Origin of the sequence: Noviherbaspirillum phoenicis (assembly GCF_047237965.1) — a bacterium.
In the GTDB taxonomy this organism is placed as follows: Bacteria; Pseudomonadota; Gammaproteobacteria; order Burkholderiales; family Burkholderiaceae_D; genus Noviherbaspirillum_A.
Window position 1 is genome coordinate 3,905,274 of the sequence record NZ_JBDFLX010000001.1, and the last position, 24,582, is coordinate 3,929,855.

A 24,582-nucleotide genomic window follows, 5' to 3' on the forward strand; every position below is an offset into this window, starting at 1 on the left:
GGCCTGACCGAAAAAATGCTCGGAGCAGGCATGGAGACAAGACATGCGATACGACTTCGATTTCAGCGCGCCGCTGAGCTACTGGCCCGACTTTGTCGCCGGCGCGGCGACCACGCTCGGCCTGTCCCTGGCTGCCACGGTATTCGGCTTTCTGCTGGGCGTGTTGTGCGCCCTGGGTACGACCGGCCGGTCCGCCTGGCTGGCCCGCCTGTGCGGCATCTATGTCGAGGCGATACGCAACACGCCGCTCCTGGTGCAGATATTCATCGTCTACTTTGGCCTGGCTTCGGTCGGCGTCAAGGTCGATGCCTTCACCGCGGCAACGGCGGCGCTGGTGATCAATGTCGGCGCCTATACCGCCGAAATCGTGCGTGCCGGCATCAACTCGATTCATCCGGGGCAGCTGGAAGCCGCGGAATGCCTGGGGCTGTCGCGGCTGCAGGTCCTCACCCGCATCGTTCTTCCGCCCGCCATCGAGCGCGTCTATCCGGCGCTGACCAGCCAGTATGTGCTGCTGATGCTGGCTTCCTCGATCACCTCGCAGATCTCGGCCGAGGAGCTGACGGCGGTGGCGAACCGTATCCAGTCCGACACCTTCCGCTCGGTGGAAACCTACCTGATCGTCGCGGCGGCTTACCTGGTGCTGTCGCTGGTGATGCGGCTGGTGTTCTGGGCCGCCAGCTACATCGCTTTCCCGCGCCGCCGCCGCATCGGCACGCCAATCTGAAGGACGCCATCATGTCTCTGCTCACCGGACCGCAATTGCAATTCCTGTTTCAGGGCCTGTTATGGACCGTGGTGCTGTCGGTCATGGCCTTCGTCGGCGGCGGCCTGCTGGGGTTTGCGGTGGCCATCCTGCGGGTCTATGGCTCGGCGCCCGTGCGCAACCTGACCATGCTGTATATCAAGCTGGTGCAGGGCACGCCGCTGCTGGTGCTGCTGTCGCTGGCCTATTTCGGCCTGCCGACCCTGGGCCTGCGCATCGAGCCGCTGACCGCCGCCGGCCTCGGGCTGAGCATCTATGTCTCCGCCTACCTCGGCGAGATCTGGCGCGGCTGCATCGAATCCGTGCCGCGCACCCAGAACGAAGCGGCCGAATGCCTGGCGCTGAGCTGGCGGCAGCGGCTGGCGCACGTGATCCTGCCGCAGGCAATGCGCATCGCCACCCCGCCCACCGTCGGCTTCATGGTGCAGATCGTGAAGAACACCTCGCTGGCTTCGGCAATCGGCTTCGTCGAGCTGGCGCGGGCAGGGCAGGTGATCAACAACGCGACCTTCAAGCCCTTCATCACCTTCATGGTCATCGCGGCGCTTTACTTCGCCCTCTGTTATCCGCTGTCGGTATGGAGCCGTCGTCTCGAAAGGAAATTCCATGTCGCAAATCGTTAAGCCCGCGTCCGTCATCAACAGCGCCGATTCCGTGCACAGGCCGGGCGATGCTTCCAGGGGAAATCCCATGTCGCCTATCGTCAGGGTCGACTCGATCTCGAAGAGCTTCGGCGCCAACCGGGTGCTGGATGGCGTCTCGTTCAATGTCGCCAAGGGCTCAGTGGTGGCCATCATCGGCCGCAGCGGCTCCGGCAAGAGCACGGCGCTGCGCTGCATCGACCGGCTGGAGACGGTTGACGCAGGCCGGATCGACGTCTGCGGCCACGACATCACCTCGCCCAGGCTGGACCTGCAGCAGCTGCGGCGCGATGTCGGCATCGTCTTCCAGAGCTACAACCTGTTCCCGCACATGACCGTGGAGCAGAACATCATGCTGGCGCCGCGGCTCGTGCTGAAACTCGGGAAGGCCGAACTGCGGGAACGCGCCCGCATGGTGCTGGCCCAGGTCGGCCTGGCCGACAAGGCCGATGCCTATCCTTCCCAGCTGTCGGGCGGCCAGCAGCAGCGGGTGGCGATTGCCCGCTCGCTGGCGATGTCGCCCCAGGTCATGCTGTTCGACGAAGTGACCTCGGCGCTCGACCCCGAACTCACCGGCGAAGTGCTGCGGGTGATGGAAAAGCTGGCGGCCGACGGCATGACCATGATCCTCGTCACCCATGAAATGGGCTTCGCGCGCAAGGTGGCCGACGAGGTGATCTTCATGCATCGCGGCAAGGTCTGGGAGCAGGGGCCAGGCGCGATGCTGGATGCCCCCAGGACCGAGGAACTGCACAACTTCGTCGCCAGCGGCCTGTAACGCCGGGCAGCGCTCAAATTTTCAGCAAATCAAACGTTCAGGAGACAGCACCATGCATCAACCTTCCCGCTTTCTGCGCAGCCTGATGGCTGCCGCCATCGTCGTCGGCTTTGCCGGCGTGTCCACCGCCGCCCGCGCCGACCTGCTCGACGATGTGCGCGCCGCGAAAAAGATCCGCGTCGCCATCGACCTCGGCTCGCCGCCGTTCGGCACCACCGACAGCGCGATGAACCCGACCGGTTCCGACGTCGAGACCGCGCGCCTGCTGGCCAAGGACCTGGGCGTGGCGCTCGAGATCGTGCCGACCACCGGCGCCAACCGCATTCCCTTCCTGCAGACCGGCAAGGCCGACGTGGTGATTTCCTCGCTGTCGGTGACGCCCGAACGCGAGAAGGTGATCGACTTCTCCACGCCGTATGCCAAGATCCAGGCCGTGGTCGCCGCGCCCAAGGCGGTGGCGGTGAAGAGCTTCGCCGACCTCGCCGGCAAGCGCGTGGCCACCGCGCGCGGCACCACCAACGACAAGATCGCCACCGAGGGCGCCAAGGGTGCGCAGATCGTGCGCTTTGAAGACGACGCCACGCTGATCACCGCCATCACCAGCGGCCAGGTCGAGATCTTCGCCACCTCGCCCGCGATCGTCAAGACCGTGGCCGACAAGATGCCGGCGGCAGGCATCGAGTCCAAGTTCGTGATGAAGGAATTCCCGCTGGGCATCGGCGTGCGCAAGGGCGAGAACCGCATGCTGTCATGGATCAACGAGTGGGTGGCCAGGAACAACGGCAACGGCAGCCTCGCCACCATCTACACGCGCTTCCACGGTTAAGCGCGCCTCCAACCCAGACAAGGAAGCCACATGCTTACAGTGATTTGCGACACGCCGGGCACCTTGCGCGCCGAGGAGCGCGCAATGCCGGAACGCGGCGAGGGCGAGGTGCTGGTGCGCGTCAAGCGCGTCGGCGTCTGCGGCACCGACCTGCACATCTTCAGCGGAAACCAGCCCTACCTGAATTACCCGCGGGTGATGGGACACGAGTTTTCCGGCATCGTCGAACAGGCGCCGCAGGGCAGCCGCCTGAAGGCCGGCGACACGGTCTACGTGATGCCCTACCTCTCTTGCGGCAAGTGCGTCGCATGCAGGCAGGGCAAGACCAACTGCTGCGTCAACATCCAGGTGCTGGGCGTGCATCGCGACGGCGCCTTCACCGAGTACCTGAGCCTGCCGGAACAGTTCGTCCACAAGGCCGACGGCGTGACGCTGGACCAGGCCGCGATGGTGGAGTTTCTGGCGATCGGCGCGCATGCGGTGCGCCGGGCCAACGTGCAGGCCGGCCAGCGCGTGCTGGTGGTGGGCGCCGGCCCGATCGGCATGGCTGCGATGATCTTCGCCAGGCTGCGCGGCGCGACCGTCGTGGCGCTGGATAGCCGCGGCGACCGCCTGGGCTTCTGCAAGGCGCAGCTGGACGTCAGCGCCACGGTGCAGTTGGGAGACGACGACGAGCAGCAGCTGGCGGCGCTGACCGACAATGAATTCTTCGACGTGGTGTTCGACGCCACCGGCAATCCGAAGGCGATGGAGCGCGGTTTCCGGTTTGTCGCCCATGCCGGCACCTATGTGCTCATTTCCGTGGTCGGCGCCACCATCAGCTTCTCGGACCCGGAATTCCACAAGCGGGAAACCACGCTGCTGGGCAGCCGCAATGCCACGGTCGAAGACTTTGAAACCGTGCTCGCCGCGATGCGCGCCGGCCAGATCCCGGATGCCGCGCTCAATACCCACCGCATCGCGCTGGCCGACGCGCCTGCGCAGTTCCCCAGGCTGCTCGACCCCGCCATGGGCGTGGTCAAGGCCATCGTGGAGTGCTGAACCTCATGGCCCAGCCCATACTCCAGTTCGGCACCAGCCGCTTCCTGCAAGCCCACGTCGACCTGTTCGTCTCGGAAGCGCTGGCCGCCGGCGAGGCGGGCCAGGCGCTGGGCGGCATCACCGTTGTGCAGACGACCGACAGCCCGGCCAGCGCGCAGCGGGTGGCGGCATTCGCCGCCGGCGATGGCTATCCGGTGCATGTCCGTGGCCTGCGCCACGGCGAGCCAATCGACGCCCGCATCACCTGCCGCGCGGTGCGCGAGGCGCTGCAGGCCGATGCCGACTGGCCGCGCCTGCTGGAGGCGATGGCCGGCGAGGTGCGCGTGATCGTTTCCAATACGGCCGACCGCGGCTACCGGCTCGACGAGCGTGACACCGCCGCCCTGATCAGCGCGCCAGGCCAGGCGCCGCGCAGCTTTCCCGCCAAGCTGCTGGTGCTGCTGCATCACCGCTGGCGCCATCTGCCCGATGCGCCGCTGTCCCTCTTTCCCTGCGAGCTGATCGAACGCAACGGCGATACCCTGCGCGACCTGGTGGCGCAGCTTGCCAGCGACTGGCAATTGCCGGAAGCGTTTGGCCACTGGCTGCGCGCGCACTGCGTCTGGGCCAATTCGCTGGTCGACCGCATCGTTTCCGAATCGCTGCAGCCGGTGGGCGCGGTGGCCGAGCCGTATGCCCTGTGGGCCATCGAACGGCAGGAGCGCCTGGTGCTGCCTTGCCGCCATGAAGCCATCATGCTGACCGACGACCTGGAGCACTACGAGCGGCTCAAGCTGTTCCTGCTCAACGCCGGCCACAGCTACCTGGCCGAACGCTGGCTGCGCGACGGCCGCGCAGCCGACGAGACCGTGCTGCAGGCCATGAACGACGCGGACATGCGCGCCGGGCTGGAAGCGCTCTGGCAGGAGGAAGTGCTGCCGCTGTTCGAGGCGCTGGGCAAGGGCGCCGATGCAAGGGCTTACCTGGTCGAGCTGCGCGAGCGCCTGCTCAACCCCTATCTCGCGCATCGCCTTGCCGACATTGCGCAGAACCATGCGCAAAAGAAGCAGCGCCGTTTTGCGCCCGTGGTGGCGCTGGCCGGCGAGCTGGGCCTGGACCTGCCGCAGCCGCGCCTGCGCGCCGCGCTGGCGGCCCAGGACTGATCGCCTTTCCCTTCGAGTCATGACAATGAATGCCGAATCCATGCTGCTCATCCGCCTGAGCCAAACCGATAACGTGGCTGTCGCCAGGGCCGACCTGGCGCCCGGCCAGGCAGTGATGCCCGACAGCCTGTCCCTGACCATGCGCGATGCCGTCCCGGCGGGCCACAAGGTCGCCATCGCCGCCATCGATGCCGGCGCCGCGGTGTTGAAGTATGGCCAGGTGATCGGCGTGGCAAGCCGCCCGATTGCGCCGGGCGAGCATGTGCACGTGCACAACGTCGACATGGTCGCCTCGGCAGCCGGGCATGAGGCAGGCAGCGCCTTTGCGCCGGTCGAGCCGATGCATCCGGCGGCCACCTTCCGCGGCTTCGTGCGCGCCGACGGCCGGGTCGGCACCCGCAACTACCTGGGCGTGATCTCCAGCGTCAATTGCTCGGCCACGGTCTGCCGGCATATCGCGCGCGCCATCGAGGAGCGGGCGCTGCGCGACTTCCCGAACGTTGATGGCGTGGTGGCCATCACCCACGGCAGCGGATGCGGCATGTCCGGTTCCGGCGAAGGCATCGAGCTGCTGCGGCGCACGCTGCGCGGCTACGCCGACCATCCCAATTTCGCCGGCGTGCTGCTGGTCGGCCTCGGCTGCGAGGTCAACCAGCTCGCGCCCCTGGTCGGGACGCTGAATGCGCGCGAGCCCGGCCTGTTCGCCTCGCTGACGATCCAGGAGGAGGGCGGCACCCGCGAAGCCATCGATGCCGGCGTGGAAGCGCTGCGCGCGATGCTGCCGGTCGCGAATCGCGCCAGCCGCACCGAGGTCAGCGCCAGCCACCTGACGGTGGGCCTGCAGTGCGGCGGCTCGGACGGCTATTCCGGCATCACCGCCAACCCTGCGCTGGGCGCGGCGGTCGATTTGCTGGTGCGCCATGGCGGCACGGCCATCCTGTCCGAGACGCCCGAGATCTATGGCGCCGAACATTTGCTGACCGTGCGCGCCGCCTCGCCCGCGGTGGCCGGCAAGCTGATGGACAGGCTGCGCTGGTGGGAAGGCTACACCCGCCTGCACGGCGGCGACATGAACAACAATCCTTCGCCCGGCAACAAGGCGGGCGGCATCACCACCATCCTCGAGAAGTCGCTGGGCGCGGTGGCCAAGGCCGGCAGCACCGGGCTGATGGAGGTCGTGGAATATGCCGAGCCGGTCACGGCGCATGGACTGGTCTTCATGGATACGCCGGGCTATGATCCGGTGTCGGCCACCGGTCAGGTGGCGGGCGGCGCCAACCTGATCTGCTTCACCACCGGACGCGGCTCGACCTACGGCTGCAAGCCCGCGCCCTCGCTGAAGCTGGCCACCAACTCAGCCCTGTTCCGGCGCATGAGCATGGACATGGACTTCGATTGCGGCGGCATCCTCGATGGCGAGTTCAGCATTGCCGAGGCCGGCCGGCGGCTGTTCGCGCTGATGCTGGATACCGCTTCCGGCCGGCGCAGCAGGAGCGAGGAGCATGGCATGGGCGACAATGAATTTTTGCCATGGCAGATCGGAGCCGTAATGTGAACAAGTTGCAAGCAATGGATGTGGTGACGGTGGGCGAAGCGATGGCGCTGTTCATCGCCGAGGAGCCGGGCGCGCTCGCCAGCGTGTCGCGCTTTTGCCGCCGCACCGCCGGCGCGGAACTGAATGTGGCGGTGGGCTTGCGCCGCCTCGGCTTTGGCGTGGGCTACATCAGCCGGGTTGGCGCCGACAGCCTGGGACAGCATCTTCTCGGCTTCATGGATGCCGAAGGCATCAACCGCAGCCATGTCGCCGTCGATGCCGCGCATCCCACCGGCCTGATGTTCAAGTCGCTCGCCACCGACGGCAGCGACCCGCTGATCGAGTATTTCCGGCGCGGCTCCGCCGCCAGCCATCTCGGCGTGGCCGATCATCCGCTTGCCTATTGCGCGGCGGCGCGCCGCCTGCACCTGACCGGCATCAGCCCGGCGCTGTCGGACGGCATGCGCGAGCTGGTGTTCGCGATGGCGGCGCAGGCGCGCCAGGCAGGGCAGGGCATTTCCTTCGACCCTAACCTGCGGCCGCGGCTCTGGCCCTCGCAGCAGGTCATGGCCGAGACGATGAACCGGCTGGCCGCCATGGCCGACCTGGTGCTGCCGGGCCTGTCCGAAGGGCAGTTGCTGACAGGGTGCAAGGACAGGGACGGCATCGCCGACTTCTATCTGGAGCGCGGAACGAAGCAGGTGGTCATCAAGCTCGGCGCGGAGGGCGCCTATTTCGCCGACCGGCATGGACGCGGCGTGGTGCCGGGCTTCCAGGTGCCGGAGGTGGTCGATACCGTGGGTGCCGGCGACGGTTTCGCCGTTGGCGTGATCAGCGCGCTGCTCGAAGGCGCATCGCTGGACCAGGCGGCACTGCGCGGCAATGCGATCGGCGCGCGGGTAGTGCAGTTCCCCGGCGACTGCGATGGCTTGCCGGACCGTGCGCAACTGGCCGGGGCGCTGGGCGGGCCGCGCTACGCGCCAGGCCGGCAGGACGGCTGACGGGTTGAACGCGGATGGCTTGCGGGCGGCTCGCCTGCCTCGCAACCATTCCGCCTTCATTGCCGCCTTGCGAGCCGTGCCCGTCTGGCAGCGCTTTGCGGTGACCTTGTTCGCGGCGCAACGGCGCTTGGCACAGCCATGAAACACAATGCCAACACGGCCACTGTGGCGCGCACGCCTCGCGCCGTCTTCGGCCATTTCCCGAATCCACTATAATCCACCGGTTCGCGACGCTGACCCTGCCCAGGCAGGCCTGTAGCTTGTCAGCCTTGTCCTTTCATCATGATGACAACCCCGGGTTTCATGCAGCCGCCAGGCGCTGATGGACTCCGCCGGTTTCCATCGCTTGCCACGCCTCTCACCGGACTGCCGTTTTCCATGACCCATCGAGCCGAACCATGAAGATCCCGCCGCACTTCAGGCGGGCCCTGAGTATGTTTCAACCCTATCGCGGCCGGCTGGCGCTGGCCTTCCTGGGGATGATCCTGACCGCGTCCACCGAGCCCATGTTTCCCGCCGTGATGCGGCAGCTGCTCGACCGCGGCTTCGTCGGCAAGCCGACGCTGGACCTGTGGATGGTGCCGGTGGCCATCATCGGCATCTTCGTGCTGCGCGGCTGCTCCACCTTCCTTACCACCTACATGATGACCTGGATCACCAGCATCCTGCTCAATTCGGTGCGGGCGCAGATGTTCGCGCGCATGCTCAACGTGCCATCGGCTTTCTATTCCACCAGCTCGGTCGGCAAGGTGATCAACGCGATGATGTTCGAGTCGCAGCAGGTGATCGACATGGTGAGGAATGTGCTGACCTCGCTGATACGCGACAGCCTCACCGTGATCGTGCTGCTGGGCTTCCTGCTCTGGCTCAACTGGCGGCTCACCATCGTGGCCCTGATCCTGCTGCCACTGACGGCCCTGGTGGTGCGCCTGACCGGCAAGCGCATGCGCAAGCTGACCCGCGAATACCTGGAGATCAATGCCGAGCTGACCCAGGTGATCGAGGAAACCACGCGCGCCAACCAGGTCATCAAGATCTTCGGCGGCCACAAGTATGAAAGCGACCGCTTCGAGGCGCGTGCCAGCCACCTGCGGCGCTACTCGATGCGCATGGCCAGCACCACGGCCGCCACCGTGCCGGTGACCCAGCTGATGGCGGCATTCGCGGTGGCCGTGGTGATCGTGATCGCGCTCATCCAGTCCTCGCGCGGCCAGTCGACCGTGGGCGACTTCGTTTCCTTCATCACCGCCATGCTGATGCTCCTGACGCCCTTAAAGCGCCTGGCCGAGGTGAATGGCCCGCTGCAGCGCGGCATGGCGGCTTCCGAAGCCGTGTTCGGCCTGATCGACGCGGCGCCCGAGCGCACCACGGGCACGCCGCTGGCGCAGCGCGCCAGCGGCAGGCTGGAGTTCGACGACGTCAGCTTTTCCTATCCCGGCCAGGCGCAGCGGGCGCTGTCCCATATCAACCTCGCCATCATGCCGGGCGAGACGGTGGCCTTCGTCGGCATGTCGGGCGGCGGCAAGTCCACGCTGGTTGGCCTCGTGCCCAACTTCTACAGCGTCAGCAGCGGCGAGATCCGGCTCGACGGCCAGCCCATCGAGGACATCACGCTGGCCAGCCTGCGCGCCCAGATCGCGATGGTGAGCCAGAACGTGGTGCTGTTCGACGACACCATTACCGCCAACATCGCCTATGGCGACGCCAGCCCGGATATGGAGCGGGTGCATGCGGCGGCGCGGGCCGCCTACCTGAGCGATGTGATCCGCGCGCTGCCGGAAGGCCTGGACACCATGATCGGCGACAACGGCAGCCGCCTGTCCGGCGGCCAGCGCCAGCGCCTGGCGATTGCCCGCGCCATCTACAAGGATGCGCCCATCCTGATCCTCGACGAGGCCACGTCGGCGCTGGACACCGAGTCGGAACGCGCGGTGCAGTCGGCGCTGGACGGCCTGATGCAGGGCCGCACTACGCTGGTCATTGCGCACCGGCTGTCAACGGTGGAGCGGGCCGACCGCATCGTGGTGCTGGTCGGCGGCGAGATCGTGGAGATGGGTTCGCATGCGGAACTGCTGGAACAGAACGGCACCTACGCCAGCCTGTACCACCTGCAGTTCGCCGGCGAGGTGGCGGCCTGATGTAATGCCGGCGCGATGCCGGCCTGGCATTACATCAAAATGATGTCGTACTGCTCCTGCTGATAGCCGGTCTGCACCTGCAGCGAGATCTGCTTGCCGATGAAGTCGCCCAGCTGGGCCAGGTTCTGGGATTCCTCTTCCAAGAACATGTCGATCACTACCTGCGAGGCCAGGATGCGGAATTCACGCGGATTGAACTGCTTGGCTTCGCGCAGCAGCTCGCGCAGGATTTCATAGCAGACCGTGCGCGCGGTTTTCACCTGGCCCTTGCCGGCGCATGCCGGGCAGGGCTCGCAGAGGATGTGGGCCAGCGATTCGCGGGTGCGCTTCCTGGTCATCTCCACCAGGCCGAGCGAGGAAAAGCCCGATACCGACACCTTGGTGCGGTCGCGCGCCAGCGCCTTGTGCAGTTCCGCCAGCACCGCCGTCTTGTGCTCGGCGTTTTCCATGTCGATGAAGTCGAGGATGATGATGCCGCCCAGGTTGCGCAGCCGCAGCTGGCGCGCGATGGCCTGCGCCGCTTCCAGGTTGGTCTTGAAGATCGTGTCGTCGAAATTGCGGCCATGCACGTAGCTGCCGGTGTTGACGTCGATCGTGGTCATGGCCTCGGTCTGGTCGATGATCAGGTAGCCGCCTGACTTCAGGTCGACGCGCCGGCCCAGCGCGCGCTGGATTTCCTCTTCGACGCCGTACAGGTCAAACAGCGGCCGCTCGCCGGTGTAGTGCAGCAGCCGGGTCAGCACCGAGGGCGTGTAGACCTGGGCGAACTGCTGCAGCTTGACGAAGTTTTCGCGGGAGTCGACCTGGATGCTGGCGGTGTCGTCGCCGACGAAGTCGCGCAGCACCCGCTGCGCCAGACTCAGGTCCTGGTACAGCAGCGCCGGCGCCGGTTTGGTTCTGGCTTCGCGGCTGATCGCCGACCAGGTCTTGCCCAGGTAGTCGATATCGGACTGCAGGTCGGCATCGGATGCATCCTCTGCCATGGTGCGGATGATGAAGCCGCCGCGCTCGTCAGGCGGCAGCAGCGACTGCACCTTCTGCCGCAGCGCATCGCGCTCGGCTTCGTTTTCGATGCGTTGCGAGATGCCGATATGCGGGTCCTGCGGCAGGTAGACCAGCATCCGGCCGGCAATGGAAATCTGGGTGGACAGCCGCGCGCCCTTGGTGCCGATCGGGTCCTTCACCACCTGCACCATCACCGCCTGCCCGTCGAACAGCAGCCGCTCGATGGGCTGGGCCGCGCCGCTGCTGCCATCGTGCGGCCGCGCTTCCCAGATGTCGGCCACATGCAGGAAGGCGGCGCGCTCCAGGCCGATGTCGATGAAGGCCGACTGCATGCCGGGCAACACCCTGACCACCTTGCCGAGATAGACATTGCCGGCGCGGCCGCGCAGGTTGCTGCGCTCGATATGCAGTTCCTGCACCGCGCCCTGGACGATCAGCGCCACCCGGGTTTCCTGCGGCGTGACATTGATGAGGATGTCGGTGCTCATAGGATGCGGATGCCCGCCTGCTGCAGCAGTTGCGCGGTCTCGAACAGGGGCAGGCCCATGATGCCGGAATGGCTGCCCGAGATATGCCGGATGAATTGCGCCGCCCGGCCCTGTACCGCATAGCCGCCGGCCTTGTCGTAGGGCTCGGGCAGCGCGCAGTAGGCGCGCATGGTGTCGTCGGACAGCCTGTCGAAGGTGACTTCGGAAGCATGGGTCATCTGCCAGAAGTCGGCATCGCGGCGCAGCGCGATGCTGGTCAGCACCTGGTGGGTGCGCCCCGACAGCAGGCGCAGCATGTCGATCGCCTCCGTCGCGTTGGCCGGCTTGCCCAGGATGCGGCCGTCCAGCGTCACCGTGGTGTCGGCGGTCAGCACCGGACGCACCGGCAGGCGGCGCGACAGCATGGTGTCGCAGGCGGTCTCCACCTTTTCCCGGGTCACCCGTTCCACATAGGCCAGCGGCGCCTCGCCAGGCAGCACCAGCTCGGGCACGTCCGGCCCGCGCGCGGTATGTTCGCGCAGCAGCAGCAATTCGAATTCAACGCCGATCTGGCGCAGCAGCTCGCGCCGGCGAGGGCTTTTGGAAGCCAGATAGATCTTCTGGTCTATGGGTTTCATGAGTGGTCAGGTTATGGGCAAGTGGCGCACTGCCTGCTGCGTTCAGACGCGGTGGTAAGGATGATTCTGCGTGATCGACCAGGCCCGGTAGAGCTGCTCGGCCAGGAGCACACGCACCATGCCGTGCGGCAGCGTCAGGCTGGAGATCCGCAGCAGCATGTCCGCCTGCTGCTTGAACTGCGCATCCAGACCGTCGGCGCCGCCGATGACGAATGTAACATCAGTGCCGCCTTGTTGCCACTGCGCCAGGTTCTTGGCCAGCTGCGCGCTGGTCAGGTCCTTGCCGCGTTCGTCCAGCGCCACCACCCGCGAGCCCTTGGGGATGACTGCCTCGATCCGGCTTCGCTCCATCGCCATCACGGTCTCGGCGCTGCGGCTGCCGGAGCGGTCCACCGGTTTTATTTCCTTGAGCACGATCCGGCAGTCCGGCGGCATGCGCTTGGCGTACTCGGTAAAACCGGTGTCGATCCAGGCCGGCATCTTGTGGCCGACGGCGGCGATGACGAGCTGCATCGACGACCGGCTTTATTCGGCGCGGGCGCGCTTGGCCGGCGCCTTGCGCACGCTGGCGCTCTTGGGTGCCGCCACCTTGACGGTCTTGCCAGCCGGCGTCTTGGCGGCTTTCTTGGCGACGGTTTTCTTGGCTGCGGTCTTGACCGCGCCGGTGGCCGACTTGGCGGCGGTCTTGCGCGCTGGCTTCTTCGGCGCCTCGCCTTCGGCCGCGGCCTGCTGGGTCACGGTCAGGTGGCGGGCGGCCTTCTTCGGCGCGGCATCGTCGCCGGCGGCGGTCTTCTTGGCGCGCTTGGCCGCGCCCATCTTGACTTCCTTGTCGCCCCAGATTTCCTCCAGGCGGTAATACGCCCGGATCGCCGGCTGCATGATGTGGACGATCATGTCGCCGAGGTCGACCAGCACCCACTCGCCGGTGTCCTCGCCTTCCAGGCTGACGATGTTGCCGCCGTTTTCCTTGACCTTGTCGCGCACCGAGGCGGCCAGCGCCTTGGTCTGGCGGTTCGAGGTGCCGGAGGCGATGGCGATGCGATCGAACAGGCTGGTCAGGTGGGTGGTGTCGTACACCACGATGTCTTGCGCCTTCACATCTTCGAGGGCGTCAACGACAAGCGTTTGGAGTTTCTTGATATCCATTAGGTTTTATATAAGTGATGTTGTTCGATATAGTCTAGCACCGGGGTTGGCAGCGACTCTTGAGGCCGCTCGCCCCGCGCCAGCGCGGTTCGGATTTCGGTTGCGGACAGGTCCAGGGCAAGGCTTTCCGTCAGGAACATCAGGCCATGGGCACTATCGCGCAACTGGTCGGGCGTTGCACTGCGCCGGCGCAGTTCATGCGCCACTTCCGCTGGCAGCGCTGCGGTGTCGAAGCCGGGCCGCGATGCCGCGCAGACATGGGCCAGGTCAAACAGTGCGCGCCAGTCGTGCCAGGTGTTCAGGTGCAGCAGCTGGTCGGCGCCGATGACGAACGCGACCGACGCTTCCGGCCCGACCTCCGCGCGCAGCGCGCGCAGCGTGTCCACGGTATAGCTTGCGCCCTGGCGCCGCAGTTCCTGCTCGTCGATCGCCACCGGCACCGGCTGCCTGGCAAATGCCAGGCGCAGCATGGCGACGCGGTCGACGCCGGAAGCCAGCAGCGGCGCCTTCTGCCACGGATTGCCGGCCGGGATGATGCGCAATTCGTCCGGCGCCAGCAGCCGCACGAAATAGCCGCCGAGCGCAACATGGCCGTTGTGCACCGGGTCGAAGCTTCCGCCCAGCAGCACCAGGCAACGTCGGCTCACGCGGTCCAGTCCTTATGCACCAGGAAGTCGGTGTACAGCGCCGCCTCGGGCGTGCCGTCGGCCGGATGCCAGTTGTAGCGCCATTTGACCACCGGCGGCAGCGACATCAGGATGGATTCGGTGCGGCCGCCCGACTGCAGGCCAAACAGCGTGCCGCGGTCGAACACCAGGTTGAATTCCACGTAGCGGCCGCGCCGGTAGGCCTGGAAATCGCGTTCGCGCTCGCCGTAGGGCATGTCCTTGCGCCGTTCCAGCAGGGGCAGGTAGGCCGGCAGGAAATGGTCGCCCACGCTTTGCATCATGCCGAAGCTGTGGACGAAGTCGCGGTCGTTGTGGTCGTCGAAGAAAATGCCGCCGACGCCGCGTGGTTCCTGGCGGTGCTTCAGGTAAAAATAGTCGTCGCACCATTTCTTGAAGCGCGGATGCAGGTCGTCGCCATACGGGGCCAGCGCATCGCGGCAGGTGCGGTGGAAGTGCTGCGCATCCTCGGCAAAGCCGTAGTAGGGCGTCAGGTCCATGCCGCCGCCGAACCACCAGACCGGGTCGAAGCCTTCGGCCATCGCGGTGAAGAAGCGCACGTTCATGTGCACCGTCGGCGCATAGGGGTTGCGCGGATGCAGCACCAGCGACACGCCCATCGCTTCCCAGTGGCGGCCCGCCAGTTCCGGCCGGGACGCGGCAGCCGAGGGCGGCAGGTTGCGGCCGGTGACATGGGAGAAACCGACGCCGCCGCGCTCGAACACATTGCCTTCCTCGATCAGCCGCGAAATGCCGCCGCCGCCTTCCGGGCGCTCCCAGGTGTCCCGGATGAACTGTTTGCCGTCCACGCCTTCCAGCGCCGCGACGATGCGGTTCTGCAGGCCGAGCAGGTAGGTCTTGACGTTGGAAGGGGAGGGGGAAGTCGGGTCCACGGCGCGAGGGCGAAAAGTAACGAGTGCGGATTGTACCCTGCCGGGGGCGTGGAGGACGAAATTGACGCAACAGGGCAGACCGGGCACGCCGGTCTGGGATTGATGTCTCCTGGTAATGCCATGCATTTACTGGTCGGACAGGTTACCTTCGAACGCGTTTTAAAAAATGGTGATGAATGCCTGTGCCGGTAACGGTATCTTTGCCTTTATTTTTCCATCGGCACGCCAGGCCACCAACGATGAACGGGAAGGCATTTCGGTTGCTTTTAATTGGCGGCGCTCTGCCAAAACGCGCAAAGGTGATTCATCCGACGTTTCGGACAACTCTTTTCAAATAGCGCTGCAAGAACATCAACATGGCTGTCTTTGCAGCACTCATGGAAGCGGAAGCCTGTATCCGCTTGAATAGGCATGAAGGGAAGATAATTCGATACGGAAACGCTTGATAACTTATTTATATAGTTGCTGGCGCGGCCTTGGCGGCGGATTGGCGTTGTTTGACGGGCAGGAAGCGGCGGCGCCATGCCCTTGGTGTGACGTGCCAGCGATTTCGGCTTGAACTGTGTCAGATCCTGCGGGTAACGGATGAGGCGGATAGCGTCCAGTTATTCCCTGCATTCAATGCTTGCGGCGTGACATACGGCGAGTGCTGGCCGGCATTCTCACTTGAATGTCGCTGCCTTATTGACGCTTTGTAGCGTGGCTGGCCTGCGTTTTGGCTGACCCCGCAGGAAGCGCTGACGGGAGAAGTGGAATCCACTGCCTGCTGTCTTTCCAAAAGGTTCCTGTTTCGGCACGCGTTTCCCAGAGCTGGTTCTTTACTGCGCACATTGGAAGGCGCGTTGTCATTCGCCGAATTTTTGAAAGTCGTGAGTTCAATCTCGCGAGTAGATGAATGTATCGGATAAGCCATGTTTAAACCTCGTAGTCAGTAGTGCTGGGTTAATGGAAATAAGGCGCGCACGCTTTTTTCCGCTTTGTTCCCAAGCGCACATGCTGTCGGATAGGTACAGGTTAATGAGGCAATGGTTCAGAAAATTCCAAGGTGGCGCGTTGCCTGCAATATGCAGCGAGTCAACTTGAAAGTCTGCTCGGAATAATTCATTCAATAATGAATTGGAGAGGGTGTTCATTGGCAAACCGGCAAAGCTGCCGATGCCAGCACTTTCCTGCCTTGTCCTGCAAAGTTTCGTTTTGGTTTGGGAAAGCGGAGTAATTGGCAAAAGACGGCTTTTTCTCGCCATTCTTACAGCCTCACCGCTGCACGCAGGGAAGGCGATTTCTCGTTCAAGCAACGCCCCGTAGGCTATTTCTGTTTTTCCAGATATTGGGTAGCTATCGAAGCGTGTGCAGCGCGGGGATGGGAAGCGCCAACAAAAAAGCCGGCATTGCGCCGGCTTTTTGAAAACTTACTGAATTCCGGCTACCCGTGTCGCTTGATCGCCCGCCAGCCGATGTCGCGCCGGAACTGCGCGCCATCGAAATGGATGCCGTCCACCGCCGCATAAGCCTGTTTCTGCGCCATCTTGACGTTGTCGCCCAGGCCGACCACGCACAGCACCCGGCCGCCGCTGGCGGTCAGGGTGGCGCCATTCAGCGTAGTGCCGGCGTGGAAGGTCACGGATTCCGGCGTTTCATCGGGAATGCCGGTGATCACGTCGCCCTTCCTCGGCGCATCCGGATAACCGGCGGCCGCCATTACCACGCCGAGCGCGACGCGGCGGTCCCATTCCAGTTTTACCGCGTCCAGCGTGCCGTTGACCGCGTGCTCCATCACCGTGACCAGGTCGGTCTTCAGGCGCGCCATGATGGGCTGGGTTTCCGGGTCGCCCATGCGGCAGTTGAATTCCAGCGTCCTGGGCGTGCCCTGCGCATCGATCATCAGGCCGGCATACAGGAAACCGGTGTAGGGAACGCCGTCCTGCGCCATGCCCTGCACGGTGGGCACGATGATTTCCCGCATCACCCGGGCATGCAGCTCCGGCGTGATGATGGGCGCGGGCGAGTAGGCGCCCATGCCGCCGGTGTTGGGGCCGGCGTCATGGTCCTGCAGCCGCTTGTGGTCCTGGCTGGTGGCCAGCGGCAGGATGTTCTTGCCGTCCACCATCACGATGAAGCTGGCTTCCTCGCCGTCGAGGAATTGCTCGATCACCACGCGCGCGCCGGCGTCGCCCAGGCGGTTATCCGACAGCATCATGTCAACCGCGGCATGCGCCTCGTCGGCGGTCATGGCCACCACCACGCCCTTGCCGGCGGCCAGGCCGTCGGCCTTGATCACGATAGGCGCGCCCTGCGCATCGATGTAGGCATGGGCGGCGGCGACGTCGGAAAAGGTTTGGTAAGTGGCGGTGGGGATGCCGTGGCGCTGCATGAAGGCCTTGGCGTAATCCTTGGAGCTTTCCAGCTGGGCTGCCTCGGCGGTCGGGCCGAACACTTTCAGGCCCTGCTCGCGGAAGATGTTGACGATGCCGGCCGCCAGCGGCGCTTCCGGCCCCACCACGGTCAGCGCGACATGTTCGCGGCGGGCGAACTCGGCCAGTTCCTTCGGGTCGGTGATGGCGATATTGCGCAGGCGCTGGTCGAGCGCGGTGCCGCCGTTGCCCGGCGCGACATAGACGATCTGGATGCGTTCGGACTGCGCCAGCTTCCAGGCGAGGGCATGTTCGCGGCCACCGGAGCCTACAACGAGAATTTTCATGAGAGATGTGATGCGTTTGACTGGTGTCGGGGTCGATGGCGGCATGCCATCCTGGCATGTCCGGCAGCGCTGCCGGACATGGGTGCGTCGGATTTATTCGTCGATCACGGCGTTGGTGTAGACCTCCTGCACGTCATCGAGGTTTTCCAGCGCGTCGAGCAGCTTCTGCATCTTCGTTGCGTCTTCGCCCGTGAACTCGGTCTCGGTGGAGGGTTTCATCGTGATCTCGGCCAGTTCCGGCTTGAAGCCGGCCTGTTCCAGCTTTTCCTTGATGGCGGCGAATTCATACGGGTCGCACACCACTTCGAAACCGCCTTCCTCGTCCTGCACCACGTCGTCCGCGCCGGCTTCCAGCGCCGCTTCCATCAGCGCGTCCTCATTCGTGCCGGGCGCGAAGAACAGCTGGCCGCAGTGCTTGAACAGGAAGGCCACCGAGCCTTCGGTGCCCATGTTGCCGCCGAACTTGGAGAATGCGTGCCGTACTTCGGCCACGGTGCGCACCCGGTTGTCGGTCAGGCAGTCGACGATGATCGCGGCGCCGTTCAGGCCATAGCCCTCGTAGCGGATTTCCTCGTAGTTCACGCCTTCGAGGTCGCCGGTGCCGCGCTGGATTGCGCGGGTGACGTTGTCCTTGGGCATGTTGGCGTCGGCCGCCTTTTCCACAGCCAGGCGCAGGCGCGGATTGGCGCTGATGTCGCCGCCGCCCATGCGGGCAGCCACCGTGATTTCCTTGATCAGGCGGGTCCAGATCTTGCCGCGCTTGGCGTCAGTGGCCGCCTTCTTGTGCTTGATGTTGGCCCATTTGCTATGTCCTGCCATAACGCCACTTTCCAGAAGAGGTTGCGGGACGCGAAGAACGCACAATATAAACCGGCGTCCGGTTTAGAATCGGTTCCTGCCATCCCTGAAAAATATCGCCGATTCTAACATACGGCCCTTGTCCCAATTTCCCCAGAACAGGCCCAAAACCATGCCACATCCGCTCCTGATCGCAAAAAACCAGACCCATGAGTTGCTCCTGCTGCCGCAGCTGGTCAACCGGCACGGCAGCATCACCGGCGCCACCGGCACCGGCAAGACGGTGACCTTGCAGGTGATTGCCGAATCGCTCTCGAAAATCGGGGTGCCGGTGTTCATGGCCGATGTGAAGGGCGACCTGTCGGGCCTGGCCAAGGCCGGCGCGCCGAATCCGAAGATCAGCGAGCGCCTGGCGATGCTTGGACTGGAGGAGCCGCAGTGGGCCGGCTGCCCGACCACGTTCTGGGATGTGTATGGCGAGCAGGGGCATCCGGTTCGGGCCACCATTTCCGACCTCGGGCCGCTGCTGCTTGCGCGCATGCTCAACCTGAACGACGTGCAGGAAGGCGTGCTGCAGCTGGTGTTCAAGATCGCCGACGACAATGGCCTGCTGCTCTTGGACCTGAAGGACCTGCGGGCGATGCTGCAGCATGTCGGCGAGAACGCTGCCTCGTTCCAGAGCGAGTACGGCAATGTCTCGGCCGCCAGTGTCGGCGCGATCCAGCGCGGGCTGGTGGCCATCGAGGAGCAGGGCGGCGACAAGTTCTTCGGCGAGCCCATGCTCAATATCGAGGACCTGATGCAGACCGACGGCAACGGCCATGGCGTGATCAACATCCTGGCCGCCGACAAGCTGCTCAATGCGCCGCGGCTGTATTCCACCTTCCTGCTGTGGATGCTGTCGGAACTGTTCGAGCACCTGCCGGAAGTGGGCGACGTCGACAAGCCGCGCCTGGTGTTCTTCTTCGACGAGGCCCACCTGCTGTTCGACGACGCGCCGCGCGCGCTGCTGCAGAAGATCGAACAGGTGGTGAGGCTGATCCGCTCCAAGGGCGTGGGCGTGTACTTCGTGACGCAAAATCCGATCGACATTCCCGACACGGTGCTGGGCCAGCTCGGCAACCGGGTGCAGCATGCGCTGCGCGCCTACACGCCGCGCGACCGCAAGGCGGTGCAGGCGGCCGCCGAGACCTTCCGCCCGAATCCGGAACTGGATGTGGTGCAGGTGATCAGCGAAATGGGCGTGGGCGAGGCGCTGGTGTCCTTCCTCGACGCCAAGGGCCGGCCGGAGCCGGTGCAGCGCGCCTTCATCCTGCCGCCGGCGTCGCAGATCGGGCCGATCACGCCGGCGGAGCGGCAGGCGGCGCAGGCCGGCTCGCTGGTGGCCGGCGTCTATGAAGCCGCGATCGACCGCGAGTCGGCCTATGAAGTGCTGAAAGGCCGCAGCGCCACCCGCGCGCCGGTGAAGAACGAGCGGGCGGTGCCGGGGCCGACGCCGCCGGCGCCCGCGCCGTCCGGCGGGCCGTCGGTCAGCGACCGGGTGCAGGATGCGCTCGGCGGCCTCCTGGGCGGTGGCGGCGGCAGCCGGCGCAAGGACACGGTGGTGGAAGCCATCGTCAAGTCGGCGGCGCGCTCGATCGGCTCCAGCGTCGGCAGGGAACTGATCCGCGGCGTGCTGGGCTCGCTGCTCAAGCGCAAGTAGGGCGCTGGAAACCGGGAGGCCTGGGTTCGTACTCCCAGGCAAAGTTCGATTGCCGGTTTTCTTTTACAATTCGTCAATGACTTCTTCCTCCGTTTCACTGCCGGCGCAGCGCCAGGCTTTCCTGGCCGGGCTGGCAATCGCCGTCGTCGGCGCCGTGCTGTTCTCCACCAAGGCGATCGTCGCCAAGCTGATTTACCGTTACCCGGTCGACGCCGTCACCCTGATCGGCTTCCGCATGCTGTTCTCGCTGCCTTTCTTCGCGATCGTGGCGATCTGGCATGCGCGCCGCTCGCCGGCGCTGTCCGGCAGCGACCGGCTGCGCATCGTCTTCCTCGGGCTTCTGGGCTATTACCTGTCGAGCTTCCTCGACTTCCTGGGCCTGCAATACATCAGCGCCGGCTTGGAGCGGCTGATCCTGTTCCTGACGCCGTCCTTCGTGCTGCTGATCTCGGTGTTCTTCCTGCACAAGAAGATCGGGCGGCTGGAATGGGGCGCGCTGCTGGTGTCCTATTCCGGCACGGTGCTGGTGTTCCTGCACGATGCCCGCACCGGCGGCGCCAACGTGCCGCTCGGCGGCGCCTTCGTGCTGGCCAGCGCAGTCACCTATGCGATGTACCTGCTGATGTCGGGCGAACTGGTGCGCCGGGTGGGGCCGATGCGGCTGGTGGCCTATGCGATGTGCGTTTCCAGCTTTGCATGCATACTTCAGTTCCTGGCGTTGAAGCCCATCGGCATGCTGGTGCAACCGGCGCCGGTGTATGGCCTGTCGCTGGTCAATGCGGTGTTCTGCACGGTGCTGCCGGTGTTTCTGACCATGATCGCGGTGGCCCGCATCGGCGCGCCGACGGTGTCCTTAACGGGCATGGTCGGTCCGGTATCGACACTGTTTCTGGGCGCCTGGGTGCTGGGCGAACCCATTACGGCAATCCAGCTGGCCGGCACCGCGCTGGTACTGGCTGGCATTTATTTACTCTCGAAAAAGAAAGCGTAGGAAGAGACATGGATCTGGGAATCAAGGGCAAGACCGCGCTGGTTTGCGGCGCATCCAAGGGACTGGGCAAGGGCTGCGCCGAGGCGCTGGCCGCCGATGGCGTGAACCTGGTGCTGGTGGCGCGCAGTGCCGAGGCGCTGGAAAAGACCGCCGAGGAGATCCGCCGCGCCCACGGCGTGAACGTCACCGCGGTAGCCGCCGACATCACCACGCCGGAAGGCCGGGCGCAGGCGCTGGCCGCCTGCCCGGCGCCGGACATCCTGGTCACCAATGCCGGCGGCCCGCCGACCGGCGACTTCCGCGACTGGGGCCGCGAGCAGTGGATTGCCGCGTTGGACGCCAACATGCTGACGCCCATCGAACTGATCAAGGCCACCGTCGACGGCATGATCAGCCGCGGCTTCGGCCGCATCGTCAACATCACGTCGAGCGCGGTGAAGGCGCCGATCGATGTGCTGGGCCTGTCCAACGGCGCGCGTTCCGGCCTGACCGGCTTCGTCGCCGGCATCGCCCGCAAGACCGTGGCGCACAACGTCACCATCAACAACCTGCTGCCGGGGCCGTTCGACACTGACCGCCTGGGCGCCACCATGGCCGGCGCGGCCAAGGCCAGCGGCAAGAGCATCGATGAAGTCAAGGAAGCGCGCCGCAACCAGAACCCGGCGCAGCGCTTCGGCACCGCGGCTGAATTCGGCGCCTTCTGCGCCTTCATGTGCAGCGCCCATGCCGGCTACATGACCGGGCAGAACATCCTGCTCGACGGCGGCGCCTATCCCGGCACCTTTTAATTCAGGAGCGAGAACATGACCAAAGCGATCAGGATCTTCAAGACCGGCGGACCGGAAGTGATGGAATACGTCGATGTCGAGGTCGGCGAACCGGGTCCGGGCGAGGCGCGGGTGCGGCACCATGCCTGCGGCCTGAACTACATCGATGTGTACTTCCGCACCGGCCTGTATCCGCAGCAGCTCCCGGCCGGCCTGGGCATGGAAGGCGCCGGCGTGGTGGAAGCGGTGGGCGAGGGCGTGACCCATGTGAAGCCGGGCGACCGCGTCGCCTATGCCGCCCGTCCGCCCGGCGCCTATGCCGAGGCGCGGGTGATGCCGGCGGCGGTGCTGGTGAAGCTGCCGGACAACATCGACTTCGAAACCGGCGCGGCCATGATGCTGCAGGGCCTGACGGTGCAGTACCTGTTCCGCCGCACCTTCCCGCTGAAGGGCGGCGAGACCATCCTGTTCCACGCGGCCGCCGGCGGCGTCGGCCTGATCGCCTGCCAGTGGGCGCGCGCCCTGGGCGTAAACCTGATCGGGACGGTGGGTTCGGACCAGAAGGGCGAGCTGGCCAAGCAGCATGGCGCGACCCATGTGATCAACTACAACAAGGAAAACTTCGTCGAGCGCGTCAAGGAAATCACCGGCGGGCGCGGCGTGCCGGTGGTGTATGACTCTATCGGCGCCGATACCTTCACCGGCTCGCTGGACTGCCTGTCGCCGCTGGGCACCATGGTCAGCTTCGGCAGCGCGTCCGGCCCGGTGCCGCCGTTCAGCCTGAACGAGCTGGCCTCGCGCGGCTCGCTGTTCATCACCCGGCCGACGCTGTTCACCTACAGCGCCAAGCGGGAAGACCTGGAAGCGATGGCGGCCGACCTGTTCGACGTGGTTGGCAGCGGCAAGGTGAAGATCGAGATCAACCAGCGCTATGCATTGAAGGATGCGGCGCAGGCGCATATCGACCTCGAAGGCCGCAAGACCACCGGCTCCACCATCCTGCTGCCCTGAGCGCGCGATGAACGAGAAAGGTAGCGAGCCGGGCGGCAATCCGATGAACCATCCGGAAGAGCAGCCGACCGGCACCGACGGCATGCCGAAGTTCGGGCGGCTGCTTATCGTACTGATCCTGGTGGTGCTGGTGATAGCGCTGGTGACCTGGGCGTCGGAAAAGTACCTGTCGTACTGACCTGCCAACTGCATGGCCTGCGCGCTTTCAGCGTACGGCCACCAGGTACAGCAGCAGCAGGTTGAGCACGATGGACACCGCCGCCACCGCCCGCCACAGCATGGCCGGGTCGCGCTTGGCCAGCGGCACCGCCGCCGGCGCGGGCAGCGGCCTGCTGGCGCCCCGTTCCAGCGCCAGCAGGAATTCCTCGGCGGTTTCGAAACGGTCCGCCGGATTCCTGGCCACTGCTTTCTGCAGCACATTCTCCAGCCACAGCGGCACGTCCGGCCGGTAGCGCGTGGGCGGCGCCGGCTCGCCGAAACGCGGCCGCTGGAAGGGCTCGATCTCGCCGTACGGATACTGGCGGGTCAGCATCAGGTACAGCGTCACGCCGACGGCATAGACATCGGTCTGGCGCGACGGCACCGCGTTGTCATATTGTTCCGGCGCCAGGAAGGACGGCGTGCCGGCCTGCGGCGCCGAGGCGCCGGCGCCGGCCTCCAGGCCGGACTGGGCCACGCCGAGGTCGAGCAGGCGCAGCTCGCCGTCGTTGCCCAGATGCACATTGGCCGGCTTGATGTCGCGGTGAATGATGCTGCGCCGGTGCAGCGCGCCCAGCGCGCGCACCAGGCGGCTGCCTTCGGCGACGACTTCCGGAATCGTGAAATGGCGGCCGGCATCCAGGTGCTGCTGCAGCGTCGCGCCCTCATGCCAGGTGCTCAGGTAATAAAGGCAGCTGCGCTCGGACAGCGTGACCACCTGCGGGAAGAAGCGCGCCACCGCGCGCCGCGCCAGCCATTCCTCATGCGCGAAGGCCGAGCGTTCCGCCGGGTCGTTGTCGCGCTCCGGCTGCAGGGTTTTGAGCACCAGCCTGCGGCCCGTGGCGGGGTCGCGCACCCGGTACAGCAGGGTGGCGCGGGAGGCATGGATCTGTTCCTCCACCACCAGGCCATCCAGGCTCTGGCCCGGCTTGAGCCGTGGCGGCAGGGGCAGATGGCGCGTGGTGGCCAGCGCATCGCGCAGGTCGGCCTCGGGCAGGGCGTCGATGCGGATCACCAGCGCGCTCAGGTTGTCGCGCGTGCCGGCCTGCTGCGCCGCCTGCAGCAGGCTCTTCGCGGCGCTTTCCGCGTCGGCTGTGGCCAGCGCCAGCAAGGACAGCTGGCGGTTGATTTCATACTCGGTCAGCGCGCTCCACAGGCCGTCGGTCGCCAGCAGGAACACATCGCCGACGCGGCACTCGCCCATGCCGTGGTCGATGGCGATGCGGGTATCGAGCCCGACCGCGCGCGTCAGCACATGCTGCATTTCCGGCTTGTCCCACACATGGTCGGTGGTGAGCCGCTCCAGCTTGCCGGCGCGCAGCAGGTAAAGCCGGCTGTCGCCGACATGCGAGAAATAATAGAAATTGCCGCGCAGGACCAGTGCGGTGAGGGTGGTGGCCATGCCGGCCAGTTCCGGACGCTTGGTGCCCTGGCTCTGCACCCAGCTGTTGACCGCGGTGATGACCTTCTGCAGGCACTGCGTCACCGGCCAGGTGTCGGGCGTGGCGTAGTAGTCCGACAGCAGGTTGCGCACCGTGAATTCGGACGCCTCGCGGCCGCCGTCGTTGCCCGACACGCCATCGGCGATCGCGGCGATCACGCCCCTGGTGCTGCGCTCGGGCTCGTTGGGCGTGACCATGCCGACAAAGTCTTCGTTGGCGGCGCGCGGGCCGGGATCGGTGCTGTGGGCTGCGGTGACGGTCAGGGGCATGTCGCTTGGCGCTGGAATGGCAGGG

Annotated in this window: 25 protein-coding genes; 15 read left to right on the forward strand and 10 right to left on the reverse strand. The window is 65.8% G+C overall.

Annotated elements, in window-relative coordinates:
• Nucleotides 1–43: 43 nt before the first annotated feature.
• From ABC383_RS17430 to msbA, 9 genes are all read left to right on the forward strand, one after another.
• Nucleotides 44–727 carry an amino acid ABC transporter permease gene (locus ABC383_RS17430; protein WP_413015449.1) on the forward strand — a complete coding sequence of 228 codons (684 nt, stop codon included), beginning with the start codon at nucleotides 44–46 and terminating at the stop codon, nucleotides 725–727.
• Between the two features lie 11 nt (nucleotides 728–738).
• Entirely contained in the window at nucleotides 739–1,389 is a 651-nt protein-coding gene (locus ABC383_RS17435) for an amino acid ABC transporter permease (RefSeq protein WP_413015451.1), read from the forward strand.
• Nucleotides 1,390–1,456: 67 nt separating this feature from the next.
• The gene (locus tag ABC383_RS17440; RefSeq protein ID WP_413016409.1) at nucleotides 1,457–2,185 is read left to right on the forward strand and encodes an amino acid ABC transporter ATP-binding protein; all 729 of its coding nucleotides are present in this window, start codon (nucleotides 1,457–1,459) and stop codon (nucleotides 2,183–2,185) included.
• A 52-nt stretch (nucleotides 2,186–2,237) separates the two neighbouring features.
• Nucleotides 2,238–3,011 (forward strand): transporter substrate-binding domain-containing protein, encoded by a 774-nt coding sequence (locus ABC383_RS17445; protein WP_413015453.1) that lies wholly within the window; start codon nucleotides 2,238–2,240, stop codon nucleotides 3,009–3,011.
• A gap of 30 nt (nucleotides 3,012–3,041) precedes the next feature.
• Nucleotides 3,042–4,052, forward strand: coding sequence for a zinc-binding alcohol dehydrogenase family protein (locus tag ABC383_RS17450; RefSeq protein ID WP_413015455.1), 1,011 nt, complete (start codon nucleotides 3,042–3,044; stop codon nucleotides 4,050–4,052).
• A gap of 5 nt (nucleotides 4,053–4,057) precedes the next feature.
• Nucleotides 4,058–5,194, forward strand: a complete 1,137-nt coding sequence (locus ABC383_RS17455; RefSeq protein WP_413015457.1) for a mannitol dehydrogenase family protein — start codon at nucleotides 4,058–4,060, stop codon at nucleotides 5,192–5,194.
• A 25-nt stretch (nucleotides 5,195–5,219) separates the two neighbouring features.
• The gene (locus ABC383_RS17460) at nucleotides 5,220–6,749 is read left to right on the forward strand and encodes a UxaA family hydrolase (protein WP_413015459.1); all 1,530 of its coding nucleotides are present in this window, start codon (nucleotides 5,220–5,222) and stop codon (nucleotides 6,747–6,749) included.
• A 14-nt stretch (nucleotides 6,750–6,763) separates the two neighbouring features.
• Nucleotides 6,764–7,729 carry a sugar kinase gene (locus ABC383_RS17465; RefSeq protein WP_413016411.1) on the forward strand — a complete coding sequence of 322 codons (966 nt, stop codon included), beginning with the start codon at nucleotides 6,764–6,766 and terminating at the stop codon, nucleotides 7,727–7,729.
• 398 nt (nucleotides 7,730–8,127) lie between these two features.
• Nucleotides 8,128–9,867 carry a lipid A export permease/ATP-binding protein MsbA gene (gene msbA, locus ABC383_RS17470; protein WP_413015461.1) on the forward strand — a complete coding sequence of 580 codons (1,740 nt, stop codon included), beginning with the start codon at nucleotides 8,128–8,130 and terminating at the stop codon, nucleotides 9,865–9,867.
• A 29-nt stretch (nucleotides 9,868–9,896) separates the two neighbouring features.
• Here msbA and rng read toward each other — a convergent pair whose 3' ends face one another.
• From rng to hemF, 6 genes are read right to left on the reverse strand one after another with little or no spacing between them, the layout of a single operon-like run.
• Nucleotides 9,897–11,360, reverse strand: coding sequence for a ribonuclease G (gene rng / locus ABC383_RS17475; RefSeq protein ID WP_413015463.1), 1,464 nt, complete (start codon nucleotides 11,358–11,360; stop codon nucleotides 9,897–9,899).
• Entirely contained in the window at nucleotides 11,357–11,977 is a 621-nt protein-coding gene (locus ABC383_RS17480; RefSeq protein WP_413015465.1) for a Maf family protein, read from the reverse strand. Before ABC383_RS17480 ends, rng begins: the two co-directional genes overlap by 4 nt.
• A gap of 42 nt (nucleotides 11,978–12,019) precedes the next feature.
• Nucleotides 12,020–12,490: a 23S rRNA (pseudouridine(1915)-N(3))-methyltransferase RlmH gene (gene rlmH, locus ABC383_RS17485; RefSeq protein ID WP_413015467.1), complete on the reverse strand. Its 471-nt coding sequence runs from the start codon at nucleotides 12,488–12,490 to the stop codon at nucleotides 12,020–12,022.
• A 12-nt stretch (nucleotides 12,491–12,502) separates the two neighbouring features.
• Complete coding sequence (gene rsfS / locus ABC383_RS17490; RefSeq protein ID WP_413015469.1) at nucleotides 12,503–13,123, reverse strand: ribosome silencing factor; 621 nt, start codon at nucleotides 13,121–13,123, stop codon at nucleotides 12,503–12,505.
• Nucleotides 13,123–13,779, reverse strand: a complete 657-nt coding sequence (locus tag ABC383_RS17495) for a nicotinate-nucleotide adenylyltransferase (RefSeq protein WP_413016413.1) — start codon at nucleotides 13,777–13,779, stop codon at nucleotides 13,123–13,125. Before ABC383_RS17495 ends, rsfS begins: the two co-directional genes overlap by 1 nt.
• Nucleotides 13,767–14,681, reverse strand: coding sequence for an oxygen-dependent coproporphyrinogen oxidase (gene hemF / locus ABC383_RS17500; protein WP_413015471.1), 915 nt, complete (start codon nucleotides 14,679–14,681; stop codon nucleotides 13,767–13,769). The genes ABC383_RS17495 and hemF overlap by 13 nt, the downstream gene beginning before the upstream one ends.
• Nucleotides 14,682–14,847: 166 nt before the next feature.
• On the opposite strand from hemF, the gene ABC383_RS17505 reads away from it, so the two are divergent.
• A complete protein-coding gene (locus ABC383_RS17505) occupies nucleotides 14,848–15,090 on the forward strand; it encodes a hypothetical protein (protein WP_413015473.1) in 243 nt (80 codons plus the stop codon).
• A gap of 466 nt (nucleotides 15,091–15,556) precedes the next feature.
• On the opposite strand, the gene ABC383_RS17510 is transcribed toward ABC383_RS17505, so the two are convergent.
• The 3 genes from ABC383_RS17510 to ABC383_RS17520 all read right to left on the reverse strand — a co-directional run bounded on the left by ABC383_RS17510 (nucleotide 15,557) and on the right by ABC383_RS17520 (nucleotide 18,198).
• A complete protein-coding gene (locus tag ABC383_RS17510; RefSeq protein ID WP_413015475.1) occupies nucleotides 15,557–15,925 on the reverse strand; it encodes a hypothetical protein in 369 nt (122 codons plus the stop codon).
• A 179-nt stretch (nucleotides 15,926–16,104) separates the two neighbouring features.
• The gene (gene purD, locus ABC383_RS17515; protein ID WP_413015477.1) at nucleotides 16,105–17,379 is read right to left on the reverse strand and encodes a phosphoribosylamine--glycine ligase; all 1,275 of its coding nucleotides are present in this window, start codon (nucleotides 17,377–17,379) and stop codon (nucleotides 16,105–16,107) included.
• A 93-nt stretch (nucleotides 17,380–17,472) separates the two neighbouring features.
• On the reverse strand, nucleotides 17,473–18,198 hold the full coding sequence (locus tag ABC383_RS17520) for a YebC/PmpR family DNA-binding transcriptional regulator (RefSeq protein ID WP_413015479.1): 726 nt from the start codon (nucleotides 18,196–18,198) through the stop codon (nucleotides 17,473–17,475).
• Between the two features lie 151 nt (nucleotides 18,199–18,349).
• On the opposite strand from ABC383_RS17520, the gene ABC383_RS17525 reads away from it, so the two are divergent.
• The 5 genes from ABC383_RS17525 (at nucleotide 18,350) to ABC383_RS17545 (ending at nucleotide 22,826) form a co-directional block, all read left to right on the forward strand.
• A complete protein-coding gene (locus ABC383_RS17525) occupies nucleotides 18,350–19,879 on the forward strand; it encodes a helicase HerA-like C-terminal domain-containing protein (RefSeq protein ID WP_413015481.1) in 1,530 nt (509 codons plus the stop codon).
• Between the two features lie 76 nt (nucleotides 19,880–19,955).
• Entirely contained in the window at nucleotides 19,956–20,870 is a 915-nt protein-coding gene (locus ABC383_RS17530; RefSeq protein WP_413015483.1) for a DMT family transporter, read from the forward strand.
• Nucleotides 20,871–20,878: 8 nt separating this feature from the next.
• Nucleotides 20,879–21,658, forward strand: a complete 780-nt coding sequence (locus ABC383_RS17535; RefSeq protein WP_413015485.1) for an SDR family oxidoreductase — start codon at nucleotides 20,879–20,881, stop codon at nucleotides 21,656–21,658.
• Between the two features lie 15 nt (nucleotides 21,659–21,673).
• Nucleotides 21,674–22,648, forward strand: coding sequence for a quinone oxidoreductase family protein (locus ABC383_RS17540; protein ID WP_413015487.1), 975 nt, complete (start codon nucleotides 21,674–21,676; stop codon nucleotides 22,646–22,648).
• Between the two features lie 7 nt (nucleotides 22,649–22,655).
• Complete coding sequence (locus ABC383_RS17545; protein ID WP_413015488.1) at nucleotides 22,656–22,826, forward strand: hypothetical protein; 171 nt, start codon at nucleotides 22,656–22,658, stop codon at nucleotides 22,824–22,826.
• A 27-nt stretch (nucleotides 22,827–22,853) separates the two neighbouring features.
• Here the strand turns inward: ABC383_RS17545 and ABC383_RS17550 are convergent, their stop codons facing one another.
• Entirely contained in the window at nucleotides 22,854–24,557 is a 1,704-nt protein-coding gene (locus ABC383_RS17550; RefSeq protein WP_413015490.1) for a bifunctional protein-serine/threonine kinase/phosphatase, read from the reverse strand.
• Nucleotides 24,558–24,582: the final 25 nt, after the last annotated feature.

Bases quoted from the DNA above. Each gene is read 5' to 3' on its own strand.
- ABC383_RS17440 (WP_413016409.1), top strand. From the start codon at position 1,457: ATGTCGCCTATCGTCAGGGTCGACTCGATCTCGAAGAGCTTCGGCGCC.
- ABC383_RS17465 (WP_413016411.1), top strand. From the start codon at position 6,764: ATGGATGTGGTGACGGTGGGCGAAGCGATGGCGCTGTTCATCGCCGAG.
- ABC383_RS17550 (WP_413015490.1), bottom strand. From the start codon at position 24,557: ATGCCCCTGACCGTCACCGCAGCCCACAGCACCGATCCCGGCCCGCGC.
- ABC383_RS17525 (WP_413015481.1), top strand. From the start codon at position 18,350: ATGCCACATCCGCTCCTGATCGCAAAAAACCAGACCCATGAGTTGCTC.
- ABC383_RS17510 (WP_413015475.1), bottom strand. From the start codon at position 15,925: ATGGCGAGAAAAAGCCGTCTTTTGCCAATTACTCCGCTTTCCCAAACC.
- ABC383_RS17435 (WP_413015451.1), top strand. From the start codon at position 739: ATGTCTCTGCTCACCGGACCGCAATTGCAATTCCTGTTTCAGGGCCTG.
- rng (WP_413015463.1), bottom strand. From the start codon at position 11,360: ATGAGCACCGACATCCTCATCAATGTCACGCCGCAGGAAACCCGGGTG.
- ABC383_RS17545 (WP_413015488.1), top strand. From the start codon at position 22,656: ATGAACGAGAAAGGTAGCGAGCCGGGCGGCAATCCGATGAACCATCCG.
- ABC383_RS17505 (WP_413015473.1), top strand. From the start codon at position 14,848: ATGGTGATGAATGCCTGTGCCGGTAACGGTATCTTTGCCTTTATTTTT.
- purD (WP_413015477.1), bottom strand. From the start codon at position 17,379: ATGAAAATTCTCGTTGTAGGCTCCGGTGGCCGCGAACATGCCCTCGCC.
- ABC383_RS17455 (WP_413015457.1), top strand. From the start codon at position 4,058: ATGGCCCAGCCCATACTCCAGTTCGGCACCAGCCGCTTCCTGCAAGCC.
- ABC383_RS17450 (WP_413015455.1), top strand. From the start codon at position 3,042: ATGCTTACAGTGATTTGCGACACGCCGGGCACCTTGCGCGCCGAGGAG.
- ABC383_RS17430 (WP_413015449.1), top strand. From the start codon at position 44: ATGCGATACGACTTCGATTTCAGCGCGCCGCTGAGCTACTGGCCCGAC.
- ABC383_RS17460 (WP_413015459.1), top strand. From the start codon at position 5,220: ATGAATGCCGAATCCATGCTGCTCATCCGCCTGAGCCAAACCGATAAC.
- ABC383_RS17520 (WP_413015479.1), bottom strand. From the start codon at position 18,198: ATGGCAGGACATAGCAAATGGGCCAACATCAAGCACAAGAAGGCGGCC.
- rsfS (WP_413015469.1), bottom strand. From the start codon at position 13,123: ATGGATATCAAGAAACTCCAAACGCTTGTCGTTGACGCCCTCGAAGAT.
- msbA (WP_413015461.1), top strand. From the start codon at position 8,128: ATGAAGATCCCGCCGCACTTCAGGCGGGCCCTGAGTATGTTTCAACCC.
- ABC383_RS17480 (WP_413015465.1), bottom strand. From the start codon at position 11,977: ATGAAACCCATAGACCAGAAGATCTATCTGGCTTCCAAAAGCCCTCGC.
- ABC383_RS17540 (WP_413015487.1), top strand. From the start codon at position 21,674: ATGACCAAAGCGATCAGGATCTTCAAGACCGGCGGACCGGAAGTGATG.
- ABC383_RS17530 (WP_413015483.1), top strand. From the start codon at position 19,956: ATGACTTCTTCCTCCGTTTCACTGCCGGCGCAGCGCCAGGCTTTCCTG.
- ABC383_RS17445 (WP_413015453.1), top strand. From the start codon at position 2,238: ATGCATCAACCTTCCCGCTTTCTGCGCAGCCTGATGGCTGCCGCCATC.
- ABC383_RS17535 (WP_413015485.1), top strand. From the start codon at position 20,879: ATGGATCTGGGAATCAAGGGCAAGACCGCGCTGGTTTGCGGCGCATCC.
- rlmH (WP_413015467.1), bottom strand. From the start codon at position 12,490: ATGCAGCTCGTCATCGCCGCCGTCGGCCACAAGATGCCGGCCTGGATC.